The organism is Moritella sp. 24 (assembly GCF_018219155.1).
Taxonomy (GTDB): Bacteria; Pseudomonadota; Gammaproteobacteria; order Enterobacterales; family Moritellaceae; genus Moritella.
In genome coordinates, this window is sequence record NZ_CP056123.1 from 1,692,700 (window position 1) to 1,708,399 (window position 15,700).

The following is a 15,700-nucleotide window of genomic DNA, read 5'->3' on the forward strand; positions in this document are numbered from 1 at the left end:
ATTGATGTATGTTGAATACCGAAAAGTATAGCAGTTGTCTGTATTACTGGCCTTTCCGGCTATTGATAAATTGGTATGTTACCGCGTGATTTAAACCATAATGTCACCAATATTAACGAGTTAGTATTGATATTTAACGCTGTGTTAGTTGTACTATCTTGATATAGACCTGTTGGTATTGCACGTGTAGACAAACTATTTGAGACAACTTTCGCTGATAGCTGTTGGCTAAAATCATCACTAAATAATACGCTAAAAGCAAATGCAATTTTATTACTGAATATTTGTGGGTTGGATATTGGTTTACCTCTTGTATTTGTACTAAGCCAAGGTTGCCCATAGATATTAATATTATTATAAGAGAACCATGGTTTTCTGTTCATGGAATCTTCAGCAAATATTTGCAGCGTGCTGGTTTGTTGATAGTACTGCTTATGCAATTCATAGACAGCATCTAGCTGATTCCACCAGGATACTGAACTTCCTAATTCTATTGCTTGTAGGACATAACTGTCACTAGTGAAAAAAGGGAGGTTTCGTTGATCAACATATAGTGAAATACCATCTTGCAAGATGACGTTGACATTATTCGGTTCAAACGCGGCAGATACATCGAGTCCTAAAAATTGATAACCTTGTGCTGCATATTGTAAATAACCTAAACGGCCTTCTTGTCGGTAGGATGTAGATCTTTTCGTTTTGAGTTCACCATATAGGCTTTGTTTATCGACGGCACGACTCAGTTGCCATTTGTCAGTAATTAAACTGATTAGCGGGGCTAATTCAGGCTTATATTGTTTGGTTATTTCTAACCAGATAAGTAGCCGACCAAGGTCTAGCGCAGACCAGCCATTGCCATTAGACGCTGTTTTGCTCAGCGAACCAGAAGGGCGACCTGATTGCGTGCTGTATTCCCTATTTGGTAATTCGTTGTTATATAGTGGCATGTTAATCATTGTTTTTAAAGTTTTGGTCAGTCGAGAGGTTGCATCGAAACTGGTGATTAAGCCGAGATTATCTAACGCGAGAATTGCGCCTATACCGCTAGCTATATCCCAAAGGGTTGTATGGTGATAGCCTTGTACTGAATCAATTAACCCTGTTTTTTTATTCCAATTACGTTCGATGTAGTATTGCGCTTTTTTGGCTAATAATAATTCTTTACGATCTAATGGTGTTTTGTTTTCAACAACGACTGTTGTGGATGCCATTGTTGTGACGCTATTTTTTTGTTGCGTTAAAGTGACTTGTGGCACTGTAATTTTAAGTGAATTACTTACTACAGAGTTGATTTTAATTCGACTTGTAGGGTCGGTGTTAGATAGGGTAGGTGATATTACTCTGTTTTTTTGTGCGGTAACCTTGGAAGTATCAGTATCAGTATCAACGTCAATAGCGACGGTACTCACGACAGCACTATTCTGGTGTATCACGCGGCGTTGGTTTGAGACTTTTTTGTCGGGTACTGATGTTTCAACTGGGTTGTCATTATCCGATATATGAGGCACGACTCTTCCCCCATAAAAACTTATTTTTTCGGGTTCGCTTGTTTGTTCGTTTTGTTTTGATTCTGCAGCGATAGGGGAACTAAGGCTACATAAGCTAATCGATAATACGAAAACTCTCAGATTAAGCGCGAATATAAACACCTCTTAAGCATATATAAAATGCTCTTAATTACCTGTAATACAAAGTTTATTATGTCGATATTAGAATAGACATTTAATTTTACCTACTATCTTCATTCGTGAGTAATCATAAACGTGAGCTTGATCTTAAAACACTGAATTTTATTAAATAGTACGATTTTATTTACTATACTTTTTAAAAGGGATTTAGGCTGTTAAGGATATCTATCTTGTTGAAAAATGAGCTACAAAGTGCATTTAATGCGTGCAAAAAAAACCTCGTATATGTTGTTGTATTTAGCCTCGCTATTAATTTTTTGGTACTAACGCTACCAATATACAGTTTACAGTTGTTTGACCGCGTACTAAGCAGCGCAAGTTTAGATACTCTGTATGCGTTACTCACTATCGCGTTTGTTTTATTAACAGCGCAGGCTGTGATTGAGCACATCCGTACATTGCTTTTACAAAAAACAGGACTAAATCTAGACCTCACACTTAGTCCATTGTTACTTGCAGACAGTATCCGTCAATCTTCTAAACATAACTGTATTCACAAGCAAGGGTTACAAGACCTCACCGAGCTGAGAAACTTTTTAGTGAGTCCCTCTACATCTGCGATTTTTGATATTCCTTGGATTGCAGTATTTCTTGTGATCTTGTTTATGTTACACCCTTACCTTGGCATTGTGGCCTTAATTGGCAGTGCGGTGTTTGTCGTTTTAGCCTTATTAATGATGTATGCAGCACGCAAGCCAAGTGGCAAATCGCAAGAGTTAGCGATGAAAACAAGCATGGAACTGAATGATTTTTTAAGAAATGCGCCGATGCTTAGAGCTATGGGAATGGCGGATAATATTGGTAAAGTCTGGGATGGTAAGAATCAACAAGTATTGGGCCTACAATGGCAAGTGAACGCAAGAACAGGTCAGTTATTAGCGATAAGCCGTTATTTTAGAACCCTTTTACAAGTATCAATTTTGACTGTGGGTGTGACGTTAGTTTTACAGCAAGAATTGGGTGCCGGCTCAATTATTGCGAGTTCGATTATTATGGGACGTTTATTGTCTCCATTTGAACAAGCCGTCGCGGGCTGGAAAGGTTGGTACAGTGCTTGGCAAGCCTTTAAGCGACTGCAGTTATTAAATGATGGTGCGCTTGATGAGGGTACTAAAACGAGTTTACCAGTCCCTAAAGGTGAATTACGGTTAGAGAACGTTGGGCTAAAATTTCCAAATCAACAGAAAGCTGTGTTGCAGAATATTAACTTTAAGTTAGGAGCTGGTCAGGCTCTTGCCATTATGGGGAATACGGGGTCGGGAAAATCCACATTAGCCGCGCTGATCATGGGTATACACAAACCATCGGTAGGATCCATAAAGATCGATGGTGCCGCAATGGAGTTATGGCCTGAACTTGAAATTGGTGAACATATCGGCTTCTTACCGCAAGAAGTTGGGTTACTTGCTGGCACTGTTGCTGAAAATATCTGTCGCTATTCGAATGCGCCTTCAGAAAAAATAATTCAGGCTGCACAGCTTGCTTGTATTCATGAACTGATTATTTCGTTACCCAAGGGCTATGATACTTACTTAGGTGAAGGAGGTTTGCAGTTATCTGGTGGTCAGAAACAGCGTATTGGCTTGGCAAGGGCTATTTTTTCTAATCCTAGATTACTCGTGCTTGATGAACCGAACTCAAACCTTGATCCTGAAGGTGAAGTTGCTTTGTCTATTGTGCTGCAATATTGTAAAGAAAATGACATTACTGTCGTCATGATCAGTCATCGTCCAGGCTTTTTAAGACAGATGGACTGGGTCATTGTATTGAAGGACGGCAAAGTAGAAAAAGCAGGTACGTGTGAGCAATTTCTTGGTGCAATGAATGGAACTGCTGCAATGGAAGCAACAAAGGCGAAAAAACATGGATAAACAATTATTTGATACGCGTAGCCTCATTATTGCTGGCTGTATAAGTATTACTGTCACTATTGGTGGATTTTTAGCTTGGTCCACATCAATGAAATTGAGTTCAGCAGCCATTGCTCCGGGTACTGTCGTTGTTGAGTCTCAGCATAAAAAGGTGCAGCATCTTGATGGTGGTTTAGTTAAATCAATTCATGTCGTTGAAGGACAAAAAGTGCAAGCGGGCGATATTTTACTTGAGCTTGCGAGTGGGCAAGTTGATTCTGATTTTCTCCGATTGCAGCAACGCGCCACCTTTTTACAGGCCCAGCACGACCGTTTATCCTCGGAGCTAAATGAGAGCAGTACCTTGGTGTGGACCGAAGCTACTATTCAAGATATCGAAAGTATTGAATACAGTAATATTATGGCTAGTCAGCAATTGCAGTATCAGCAAGAAATGTTACGTAATGAATTACGTATTGAACAATTCTCGCAACGCAAAATATTGTTAGAAGAAAAAATTAAAGGCACGAGTTATCAACTCATTGCTATTGATAATCAATTGGATTTACTTGACCAAGAATTAACGATGTTATCTGGATTATTAGATAAGGGTTACGTGTCAAAAACGCGTGTGATGGCATTGCAGCGCAATAAAGCAGAAGTGATAGCGAAAAGAGCTGGGCTTAGTGCTCAGAGTGAAGTGATGATGCGCCAAGTTATCTCATTAAAGCAAGACTTTAAAGCAGAAAATATCGAATTAAAACAACAATACACAATGCAAATGGAAGTGATAAATAAAGAGCTAAGAGATGTATTACAAGCGTTAAATGTAGCACGTGATGCGCGTTCAAAAGTAACAATACGTAGTGAACATGCAGGTACTGTTGTTGGTCTTAATGTACACAGTGTTGGTGGTGTGGTTGGTGCTGGTGCGGTATTGATGGAGATTGTTCCGGAAGGGGATAATTTGATTATTGATGCCATCGTGAAGTCCGAAGACATTGATATGGTCAGGCAGGGGTTAAAAGCAAAAGTACGATTGTCAGCTTACAGTATTCGTAGTACAGCCCCTGTAACAGGGGAGGTGATTTATGTGGCTGCAGATCGGATCCCTGAAAATAATGAAGGAAAATCGGGTTACCGTATTAAAATTAAATTGGATGACGCGGAACTAAAAGCGCTTACACACATTAGTTTGTATCCCGGCATGCCGACAGAAGTCTTAATTTTATTAGAAGATAGGACGCTGTGGGATTACTTTACTGCCCCGTTGTTTACTTCGTATTACCGTGCTTTTAGAGAAACATAATTATAAGGATGTAGCATGTTATTTTGGTTAGGGTTTTATTTATTCTTTTTCTTATTATCAACTTACATCGGCTATCAAAAAGGTAATTTGGTTGCCGGTATTTTATTGGGGTACGTATTGGGGCCTGTCGGTGTTATTTGTATGTATTTTAGTAAAGATCGAAAGCATATGATCTGCCAACATTGCCACTCGAGTATTCATATTCAGTCTTATTTCTGTCCGCAATGTAAAACGAAGCAATTGTATGTCGCTTAACGGGAGGGTGAGGATGAAAAGGAAACAGAATCGATTATCGATGCCAATGAATCAAGCATTGGCATTTGCGGCGACAACGACGGTCGTTTTTTTGGGTTTAGCGGGTAGTACAATTTGGCACTATTCACAACGTAGCACTGACCAAGATCTACTTGTGGCGAAAAGTAATATTATCCTTGAGCAGCAGGTGTTGATTGACTCATTGACGTCAGCGAATCAAGGTTCAAAGCAAGCATTAACTGTTGAACATAATAAATTAACGCAGAAAATTAGATCTCAGAGTAAGACGATTGAGGAATTGCAATTAAAATCGTCGTATCAGAGTGCGCAGTTAACTCGAAAGGAAAGTGATATTAAGCGCTTGCGTAATTCCTTCCAAATAGAATTAGATAAAACGGTTGCTGAACAGCACAAAATAATTAAAGCTGAACAAGCGGGGCTTGCGATAGTACGAGATCAATTGAAATTAGAGTCAGCTCGTCTTCAAAAACAAGAAGAACAAGTATTAGCACGAGTAGGGGATGTCGAGGCGTGGGAAAAGAAAAAAGCCGCGTTTGATATACTCTATGCAAGTGAAGCGAAGGAAGCTGTTCATGTAACCCGTGTCGATGACTTAATGAATCAGTTTAATGGCTTACAAGTGGATTTAGATGTCATGAACGAATGTGATAAAGCTTATTTATATCGCTATAATGAAGCCAAAAGTATCTTAAATCATATTCGCACTTATATTCAGTCAAATAATATGAAAGATGATTACTACTTTTATGTTATTTCAAATGACAGTTTGATTACCGCGAAGAATCGGAAGTTATGCCTAGGTAGTTAATCGCTATAGAAATTTTAAATTAACACATATAACAGCTTTCATTGCGGTTCTATGTGTTTTTTTATGCCTGTAGTTTGTAGTTTGTAGTTTGTAGTTTGTAGTTTGTAGTTTGTAGTTTGTAGTTTGTAGTTTGTATGAGGAGTGAGAATATAAAAAGCGGAGAATGATATCTCCGCTTTTAGTTTATAACCTGTAGCCTTAGTCAATAAATTATTGATTAAGGCTGTTGTTGAAGATTAAACATCAGCACCGTTAAAGCTGATATTATCTTGTTCACTGTCACTCCAAATAGTCACTTCTTGGCCGTCATTATTTGCAAAGGTATAACCGAACAATGAATCTGTATTAATGTTACTTGCTTCGTAGGCATCGCGTAGGTCATCATTGAGAGTTGCATTGCTGTTGGATACTTCCCAGTTAAAGCCGTTTAGATCCAGTTTGTCAGCACCCGTACAAACAAATTGGCTATTGCTTACATCGGCAGTCTCATTGAGTAATACTTTATCAAGGGATATCTTCAGTTGCGCATCGCTGGCATTGACGACGACGCCTTCAATCTCTTGGAAAGCTGTTTGCGTCATATCAATTATTTGGTTATCAGCATCGCTACCAACCGCCAAGACATCAAAACCTGCGCCACCACTAAAGTGAACGGTTGAACCATCGGTATTTTCTGTTTCTGTGACATCGAAGATGAGGGTATCATTACCTGCGCCAGCAAAAAGTTGATCACTACCGGTACCGCCATCTAATATGTCATTACCTGATTGGCCGAATAACAGGTCATCACCGCTGCCACCTTGTAAGCGGTCGTTACCAGCACCACCATCGAGACTGTCGTTTTGGGTACCGCCATCAAGTGAGTCATCACCTAGACCACCGGAAAGAATATCCTCACCGCTACCACCTTGTAGTTGGTCATCACCAATACCACCGTAAAGTTGATCGTTACCGTTGTCACCCGTTAGTCTATCGTTACCCTCTTCACCAAAGACGATATCATCTTGGTTGGCACCACGGAGAGTATCATCACCAGCACCACCATACAGGGTATCGTTACCATTATCGCCACGAAGATAATCATCACCTTCGCCACCGAGTAGGGTATCAGTACCTGAACCACCGCTTAGGTAATCATCACCAAGACCACCAGAAAGTTGATCGTTATCATTTTGACCATAGAGCTTATCGTCGCCAATCCCGCCTTCAAGTAGATCATCGCCACTACCAGCGTAAAGCTTATCGTTACCTTCACCGCCGAATAGTTGGTCACTACCTGCACCGGTTCTGACTTGATCATTACCGCTATCACCGTGAATTTGATTATTACCGCCACTGACGGTGATTTGATCATTGTCTGCGCCACCGCTAATAGCATCGTTACCTGACCCTGCGGAAATGACATCGTTACCGATACCACCTGTGATTTGGTTATCACCATTCCCTGCATTAATGGTATCGTTGCCAGCGTCGCCACTGATAATATCATTACCTGCACCTGCTGTGATAATATCGCTGCCTAAACCGCCACTAATCGTGTTGTGACCGTTACCCGCGTTGATAGTATCGTGACCTTCGCCACCGGAGAGGGTGTCATTACCACCTTCACTTGTCAGCTCATCGTTACCAGCGCCGCCGTCAAGTTGGTTATCACCACTGCCTGCGTTTAATGTATCATCACCAGCACCGCCTTCTAGGGTATCGTTACCATCGAACCCTTCGAGTCTGTCATCCCCATCATCACCTTTTAGAACGTCGTTACCTTCTGCGCCGTAAAGCGTGTCGTTATCATCACCACCTGAAAGCGTATTATTGCCACTTTCTGCATGCAGTTCATCGGCACCTGCACCACCAAAGAGTTGATCATCGCCAGTACCTGCAAATAATTTATCTGCGCCATCACCGCCGCGTAGGGTGTCGTTACCATCGCCACCGAGCAGGATATCATCACCAATATCGCCCGATAAGGTATCACTACCAGCTCCGCCTTCCAGTTGGTCATTACCAGTCCCACCTGATAGATTATCGTTACCACCTGCGCCCATGAGTTGGTCATCACCACTACCTGCGACGGCTGTATCTGCGCCAGCACCACCAAATAAGATGTTATCTCCTTCTCCAAGGTTAATGGTATTCGTGCCATCTTCACCGTAGACGATGTCATCGCCTAATCCAGTATCAATATTATCATCACCCGAACCAGCAAAAACAATATCATCACCCGCGCCAGATTGAATGGTATCTTGATCTTCACCACCGTAAAGTGTATCTGCTTGTGCACTACCGATGAGCGTATCATCACCAGCACCACCGTATATTTGATGACTACCTGTTGCGGCAGCTGTTAGCGTATCGTTACCGCCTTCACCAAGTAGTGTATCTTGACCGTCATCAACCAAGGTATCATTACCGTCGCCACCTGCGAGGAAATCGTAACCCTCACCACCGATAAGTGTATCGTTACCTGCACCGCCAAATAGGGCATCATTACCTTCACCGCCAAGTAGTGTGTCAGCACCTGCACCAGCGTCAATGTGGTCATCGCCTTTACCTGCGGTGATTGTATCGTGTCCATCACCCGCAAAAATACTGTCGTTACCATCGCCAGCATCAATGGTATCTTGGTTGATACCACCGTATATCATATCGTCACCCGTTCCGGCTGTGATGGTATTATTACCGGCTTCACCATAAATAGTATCTGCACCGTCACCAGCATCAATGACATCATTACCTGTACCGGCATAAATAGTGTCATCACCACCATTAGCAGTGATCGTATCGTTACCTTCGCCACCACCGAGTATGTCGTTTTCATTCGCACTGATTAATGTATCATCACCGGCATCACCATATAATTCACTCACACCAGTGCCGCCATCAAGACTATCGTTACCAGCACCACCGACAAGAATGTCGTCACCAGCATCACCTGTTAAGGTATCTGCGCCAGTGCCACCAATAAGAATGTCGTTACCTTGGCCACCGATTAGCACATCATCGCCACTACCTGCCACGATAGTATCGTTACCTGTTCCGCCATCTAAATTATCATCACCAGCGTTACCTTCGAGGTAATCATCACCGTGTAGACCAAGCAGGGTGTCATTATCTGCCCCCCCGAATAGTTGATCTGATTCAGATGAACCGGTGAGGGTATCGTCACCTTGTCCACCAAATAAAGCGCTCGCGTTACTGCCCGCGATGATTGTATCGTTACCGTCTTCACCGTACAGTTGATTGTTACCGTGATCACCCGTTATCTGATCATCACCCGCACCCGCATATACTATGTCATTACCAGAACCCGCACTGATCGTATCAACACCATCACCCGCGTATACCTCATCGTCACCAATGCCGGCTTGGATGCTATCATTACCAGAACCGGTAAATACTTGGTCATCACCGCTTTGCGCTAAGATAGTATTATCACCATCACCAGCGTAAATAATGTCGTTACCTTCGCCACTATCAATAGAATCTGCACCTGATGCTGTATAAATAGTATCGTCACCGGTTAAGGTACTAATGCTGTTATCACCTTCACCAGCAAAAACGGTATCATTACCAGCTCCTGTACCAATGATATCGTTGCCGCTATCAGTGTAAACAGTATCTTCACCATCGCCGGTTCGGATGGTATTATTACCTGTTTCACCAAATACGGTATCGTCACCATCACCTGTCGAGATTAAATCGTCACCACTACCTGCGTAAACGGTGTCGTCACCGGCACCACCAATGATGGTGTCATTACCTTCATTGGCGTGGAGAATATCATCACCATCACCACCATCTAATCGGTCGTCACCGGCACCACCAAATAGCTGATCGTTACCCACATGACCAGCTAATTGATCGTTGCCTTCACCACCGTACAATTGATCGTTACCCGCGCCACCGCCAATACGATCATCACCAACCTCACCAAATACTTGATCATGACCTTGGCCGCCGATTAAGGTATCATCGCCATCGCCACCGAGCAGTAAATCATCATCGGCACCACCGTCAATGAAATCATCACCGTCACCACCTAAGATGAAATCGTTACCTTCATTGCCTTCAAGGTGGTCATCACCGGATTCACCTTGAATCTCATCATCGCCGAGCCCACCTGAAACGGTATCGTTGTCATTACCACCAAACAGTTTGTCATTACCTGTACCACCAAATAATTGGTCTTCGCCGTCATCACCGATTAATGTATCGTGACCCGCACCACCAACAATGATGTCATCACCTAGCTCACCAAGTAGTAAGTCATCACCTGATCCTCCGTCAAGTTTATCATCACCGTCGCTGCCGAGTAGGGTGTCGTTACCTGAGTCACCATAAAGCGTATCGTCACCATTACCACCAATTAATACATCGTTGCCTTCATTTCCGTGCAGGATGTCATCGTTGATATCACCATCGATAAAATCATCGCCTTCGCCGCCATAGATAGAATCCGAACCTTGTTGACCGAAAAGGCTATCATTACCATCACCGCCACTAATCGTATCGTCATAAATATTGTTAGCGAGAAACTCAACGCTTTCAATTGCTGTAATTGGGGTTCCGTCTGGTTCTGTCACTGTAAAAGTAACGAGTTCACCTGCCGCGAGTTGCTCGGCTGTGAGTTCAAGATCAATTTCTAGTTCGCCGCTGTTATTTACTGTCGCAGGCACCGATGTGATGACTGTGCCGTCACTATCAGTGAGATTGACCAAAACTGAGGTATTTTGTTGTTCTAATGTAAATTTGGCTGTGATTGAGCTTACGTCATCAACTAAATAGTTGCTAAGGCGAACACTGTGATTAATCTCCTCAGCAGGTAAGGTATTTTCTGATGCTGTGAAGCTATAAACAGATTGAGAGTTACCCCAAGTATCATCTGCACTGGGTTGTGTTGCGGGGGCTGTCGCGTAATCCACATCACCGAAGATTGTGTCGTTACCCTCACCACCTGCTAAGCGATCGCTACCTTCACCACCGGTGACGAAATCATCACCTCCTTTGGCATTAACTTGGTCATTGCCTGAAAGTACGTTGATGCTATCGTCTGCTGATGTACCAATGACTTTATCGTTGCTATTCGTTCCTTGCATATGAACTCCTACTATTTGTTCAATAATGTATACCCAAATTTACATACTAAATTTGCGGGTTATTATTAAACATAGTTAGATAATTTGTTGTTGTAGCGAATTTTTTTAATGGAAAACTGAAAGTGTGAGGTAATTAAAAAATACAAGCTAAAGTAGGGAATAGTAAACACTTAAATGATGAAATTTAAAAAGTAAAAGAGTATGAAATTGAAATTGCACCATCAATGAAACGGCCAGTACCTTCTGCACGGTCGGCTGAACTCCATCTATTACCAGAGTAGTTATTATATTGCAGTGTAATCGTCCCGGGATGCCAATCAAAATAACCAAAGCCATAAGTAAAATCTGGATTCCAAGGTTGTTTTTGTTCACTGTCAAAGTAATAGAATGCCGTCGCATTGACATACCAATTACCAATAATAGCGTACTTACAGCCAAGGCTGACGGTTTGATGGTTGGCTTTATAACTTGTCGATGCGAGATCAAAATACTCTTTGGTGTAATTATAATTTGCTTGGCAACCTATTGCACCTTCGTCGGTAAAGGATAACCAATTAACAAACGGTTTCGTGATGGGAAACTTCCAGCCTAATGACCAGGTACCTTGATCAAAATTAGTGACAGCTTGGTCTGGCGTTGATTTAAAACGGTTACCGCCGTAGTTAGCGTACATGAGACTCACAGTATAGGGACGCCAATCACTGTATCCAAATACATAGGTAAAATCAGGATTCCAAGGCTGCTGTTGCTCTTGATCTATATAGTAATAAACGGTGCCAGAAACAAACCAATTACCTAAAATACTGTATTTTAATGACAAGGTTGCCGTTGCATTCGTTGTTGTTGGCCCATTGGTCACATCAGGAGGGAGGTTAGCTGCTTCTGTTTTTAATAAGGGAATTCCAAGGGCCACATTACCGCTTAATCCATGCAACAAACTATCGTTATTACTGCCTTCTTGATAAACCCAGCTATCAAACGGCAATGCGAATGAGCTACTCACTCCTTGCCAAATCACATCTAAATCATCTTCACTTGTATTTTTGTTTGACCTCGTTGATGACGCCGAGGGACTAATGCTTGGGGAGGATGCCGCTGGTGCACGTCTTGAGGATTCTGTTTCATAGCCTGTTGATTGCACCGTAAAACTAATCATGATGATTAGCGATAATATTCTATACATTGTTAGATTTCATACTGACAGCTTTAAACGAGTCCTATCCTCTTATTAATTGAGTAATAACATCAAGTTAATCTTACTTGCAAAAATTATATTTGTGGAGCAGATCAAACTTCAGATCTATTTGTATGCAGCTATTAAGTGCTTAACTAGACTGATGTTAAGAGCCGAATATTAATACTATTGGTGTAGATATACTCCTTTGTTTATTGGCATTTTAAATTATCAGAGTGGTCAGGTTTTCAATGAAAAATATATTATTAGTCGACGATAACCGAACTATGTTATTGGTTTGGACACAAATTCTGATAAAGCGTGGCTACAATGTTATAACAGCAGCCGATGGCGTGAAAGCGCTAGAAGTGCTTGCTGAACATCCAGAGATACAATTTGTATTGAGTGACTGGATTATGCCTAACATGGACGGTATAGAGCTTTGTAAAGCACTTAAATCAGGAAAATATAATCGTTATATTTTTTTCGTTTTGCTTTCAGGTAAAAATGATCAAACGTCCATTATCGAAGGCATTAATGCTGGAGCAGATGATTTCTTTGTTAAAAGCGCAGATATTAATGAAGTTGATGCACGTGTAAAAGCGGGATTTAGAACACTATCTTTACATAATGAGATTACAGAGAAAAATAATAAACTCGATACGGCTTATGCAACGATTAAGAAAGATTTGGAATCAGCGGGTGAACTTGTAAAACGTTTACTCCCGACAAAGCGTAAATTTACAGGTGTAGAGTTAAGTTATGTTTCAATTCCCAGCGCTCAAATTGGTGGTGATATGCTGGGTTATATGCAATTAGATGAAGATAACATTGCATTTTACTTACTTGATGTTGCGGGGCATGGTGTCTCTTCTGCTTTAATGTCGTTCTCAATCCAGCAGAGTATCACCGCTAATACGGACAGTGGCGTACGATTAAAAACGACCACCTCTCAAGCACCTTATTATGAAATTACACCACCTCATAAAGTGATTAAACAGTTAAATGACATCTATATTACCGATGATCAGAATTTACTTTATTTCACTATGATTTATTCAGTCTTAAATGTAAAAACAGGCTTGTTATCATTTTCTGTCGCAGGACATCCGCCGCTCGTTTGGTTACACAATGAAGAGCGTTCAGCAGAATTTATCGGTCAAGATAGCTTTGTAGTGGGCGCTTTTGATTTTGTTGAGTATAAAACGGCGCATATTCAGTTAGAGCCGGGAGATAAAGTATGGATGTATTCAGATGGTTTAACGGAGGCAGAAAAAGGAACGACACAATTTTCAGAAGAAGGTCTTAGAAACGCAGTAATCGATTTTCAACATCATCCAACAACGATCCAAACAGAACTGCTCGTTGACAGAGTCAGAGATTGGCAAGAATCAGCACAATTTGATGACGATGTTAGTGTCTTAGCAGTGGAATGGACAGGTTATTCAGAAGGGAAACACGCATGCAACACGAAATTATCAACCAAGGTCAATGCACAGTTCTTCAAATAAATGAAGAACGTTTTGATGCGCGTTTAGCGCCAAGTTTTAGAACAGAGTTAACAGAGTTAACTAAAAATGTGGATACACATTTAGTATTAGATTTAACTCAAGTTCGCTTTATGGATAGCAGTGGACTAGGCGCCGTTATGGCGGGTTATAAAATGCTACGAGGTAAAAAACTCAGTGTCGTTAATCCGCAACGTGCAGTAAAAGAATTATTAAAGCTGACGCGTATGGATCAATTAATCACGTGTTATGAAACCATTGATGATGCAGTTGCTGTCGATGCTTAATGGAGGTTTAAAATGAAAGGAATGATTCTTGCCGCGGGTAAGGGTACCCGTGTTAGACCTATCACACAGATGATACCAAAGCCGATGATACCAATTTTAGGTAAGCCGGTGATGGAATCTATGATCCAGTTATTTGCGTCTCATGGTATTGATAAGATCGCGGTAAATACGAGTCATTTAGCTGAAGTTATCGAAAATTACTTTGGTGATGGACATCATTTTAATGTGCAATTAACGTATTCATACGAAGGTGAAGTTCGGGATGGTAAGTTTGAAACTAAGGCCATGGGTTCTGCTGGTGGCATGAATAAAATTCAACAATTCTCAGGTTTTTTTGATGAGACATTTGTTGTGGTTTGTGGTGATGCTTGGATTGATTTAGATTTAACAGAAGCCGTGCGCCGACACAAAGAAAAAGGCGTTATCGCGACGATTATAACGCGTCAGGTTGAACCTGAAGAAGTAGATAAATATGGCGTTGTAGTAACAGATAATTTTGATATGGTTACTTGCTTCCAAGAGAAACCTGCAGTTGAAGATGCATTATCGAATCGAATTAATACCGGTATCTATATTTTTGAACCCGCTATTTTTGATTATATTCCTAATAATGAAGAATTTGATATTGGCAGCCAGTTATTCCCTTTATTGGTTGAAAATAAAATAAAATTCTGCGCCGTGGATATGGATTTTCAATGGCTAGATGTAGGCAATATTAGCGATATCTGGCAAGTAACTCAAGATATCCTGAATGGAAAAGTTGCGGGTTACCCTATTCCAGGGACACAGGTTAAACCGGGTGTTTGGCTTGGTATTAACACGGTCTTTGATATCGAGAAATGTAATATTACCCCGCCATTAATAATAGGTAGTGGTTGTGATATTAGACCGGGTAGTACGATCGTTGGACCTGCGGTGATTGGTGCAAACTGTACAATTGAAGCAGAGGCTGTTGTTAAGCATAGCTTATTATGTGACTACATTTATATCTCGAGTGCTGCACATATTGAAAACAAAACGGTGTTTGGTGATTACTTCATTAGTCATGATGGTTTCTCGCAATCGTTACTTGAAATGGGCGCGATTAATATTGTTAAAGATCGCCGTTTAACACAACACCCAATTCCAATTCGTAATGAAGTTGCACTGTATCTCCCTCAGATTAGAGACCAGTTAAAAGCGGATGAGCTAAAGAAAAATAATAAATTGGCCGATACAAAATTAACGCATAAGGAGTTAACTGATGACGAACCTTCAGCAGCTTTTTAGGCAGTGCTACGATAGCTCTGATGATGTAGCGAGAGTCATTGCCAATGATGTAAATAAATTTGCACTTGAAAGTGGCGTATCAGAAGATGTCATGGGGCAAATCGAATTGTGCATTGCTGAATTAGTCAATAATGCATACGAACATGCTTATGAACTAGCAGATGGCTGTCCTATTGAAGTGACTTGTTACTTTAAAGACAGTTCAGAACTAGTCATTGAGGTTTCTGATTTTGGTCAGGCAATGGATCGCAATGAATTTCAAGCGGCTGTTAATGCTGAATTTGTTGTGCCAGACCCTGATGATGAGTCTACTTGGACTACATCTGGAAGAGGTTTTATCATCATCGTAGAGCTAACGGATAGTTTAATTTATACGTGTGAAGATAATAAAAACACCTTTGAGTTTCACAAAAAGCTGTGGTCTCAATAAAAAGC

The 15,700-nt window shown here is 41.2% G+C and carries 11 protein-coding genes; 8 read left to right on the plus strand and 3 right to left on the minus strand.

All coding sequences use genetic code 11. The features are described from left to right. Nucleotides 1-59 precede the first annotated feature (59 nt). Nucleotides 60-1,508: a DUF3131 domain-containing protein gene (locus HWV00_RS07660; protein WP_211685509.1), complete on the minus strand. Its 1,449-nt coding sequence runs from the start codon at nt 1,506-1,508 to the stop codon at nt 60-62. Nucleotides 1,509-1,858: 350 nt separating this feature from the next. On the opposite strand from HWV00_RS07660, the gene HWV00_RS07665 reads away from it, so the two are divergent. The 4 genes from HWV00_RS07665 to HWV00_RS07680 are packed head-to-tail and all read left to right on the plus strand — an operon-like array spanning nt 1,859 to nt 5,931. Continuing rightward, a complete protein-coding gene (locus HWV00_RS07665) occupies nt 1,859-3,559 on the plus strand; it encodes a type I secretion system permease/ATPase (protein WP_211685510.1) in 1,701 nt (566 codons plus the stop codon). Next, a complete protein-coding gene (locus HWV00_RS07670; protein WP_211685511.1) occupies nt 3,552-4,847 on the plus strand; it encodes an HlyD family type I secretion periplasmic adaptor subunit in 1,296 nt (431 codons plus the stop codon). The genes HWV00_RS07665 and HWV00_RS07670 overlap by 8 nt, the downstream gene beginning before the upstream one ends. Before the next feature lie 15 nt (nt 4,848-4,862). Continuing rightward, nucleotides 4,863-5,102, plus strand: coding sequence for a hypothetical protein (locus HWV00_RS07675; RefSeq protein ID WP_211685512.1), 240 nt, complete (start codon nt 4,863-4,865; stop codon nt 5,100-5,102). A 13-nt stretch (nt 5,103-5,115) separates the two neighbouring features. Then, nucleotides 5,116-5,931, plus strand: a complete 816-nt coding sequence (locus tag HWV00_RS07680) for a hypothetical protein (RefSeq protein ID WP_211685513.1) — start codon at nt 5,116-5,118, stop codon at nt 5,929-5,931. A 236-nt stretch (nt 5,932-6,167) separates the two neighbouring features. Here the strand turns inward: HWV00_RS07680 and HWV00_RS21570 are convergent, their stop codons facing one another. Together HWV00_RS21570 and HWV00_RS07690 are read right to left on the minus strand one after the other, a co-directional pair. Then, entirely contained in the window at nt 6,168-11,027 is a 4,860-nt protein-coding gene (locus HWV00_RS21570; RefSeq protein ID WP_211685514.1) for a calcium-binding protein, read from the minus strand. Nucleotides 11,028-11,211: 184 nt separating this feature from the next. Then, nucleotides 11,212-12,210 (minus strand): hypothetical protein, encoded by a 999-nt coding sequence (locus HWV00_RS07690; RefSeq protein WP_255554960.1) that lies wholly within the window; start codon nt 12,208-12,210, stop codon nt 11,212-11,214. Nucleotides 12,211-12,452: 242 nt separating this feature from the next. Here HWV00_RS07690 and HWV00_RS07695 point away from each other — a divergent pair, with 242 nt between their 5' ends. Genes HWV00_RS07695 through HWV00_RS07710 form a run of 4 tightly spaced genes read left to right on the plus strand, consistent with a single transcriptional unit; the run spans nt 12,453 to nt 15,695 of the window. Further along, the gene (locus HWV00_RS07695; protein WP_211685515.1) at nt 12,453-13,712 is read left to right on the plus strand and encodes a PP2C family protein-serine/threonine phosphatase; all 1,260 of its coding nucleotides are present in this window, start codon (nt 12,453-12,455) and stop codon (nt 13,710-13,712) included. Beyond that, entirely contained in the window at nt 13,664-13,996 is a 333-nt protein-coding gene (locus HWV00_RS07700; RefSeq protein WP_211685516.1) for an STAS domain-containing protein, read from the plus strand. The genes HWV00_RS07695 and HWV00_RS07700 overlap by 49 nt, the downstream gene beginning before the upstream one ends. Nucleotides 13,997-14,008: 12 nt before the next feature. Next, complete coding sequence (locus tag HWV00_RS07705) at nt 14,009-15,265, plus strand: sugar phosphate nucleotidyltransferase (RefSeq protein ID WP_211685517.1); 1,257 nt, start codon at nt 14,009-14,011, stop codon at nt 15,263-15,265. Continuing rightward, a complete protein-coding gene (locus tag HWV00_RS07710; RefSeq protein ID WP_211685518.1) occupies nt 15,240-15,695 on the plus strand; it encodes an ATP-binding protein in 456 nt (151 codons plus the stop codon). The genes HWV00_RS07705 and HWV00_RS07710 overlap by 26 nt, the downstream gene beginning before the upstream one ends. The last annotated feature ends 5 nt before the right edge of the window (nt 15,696-15,700 follow it).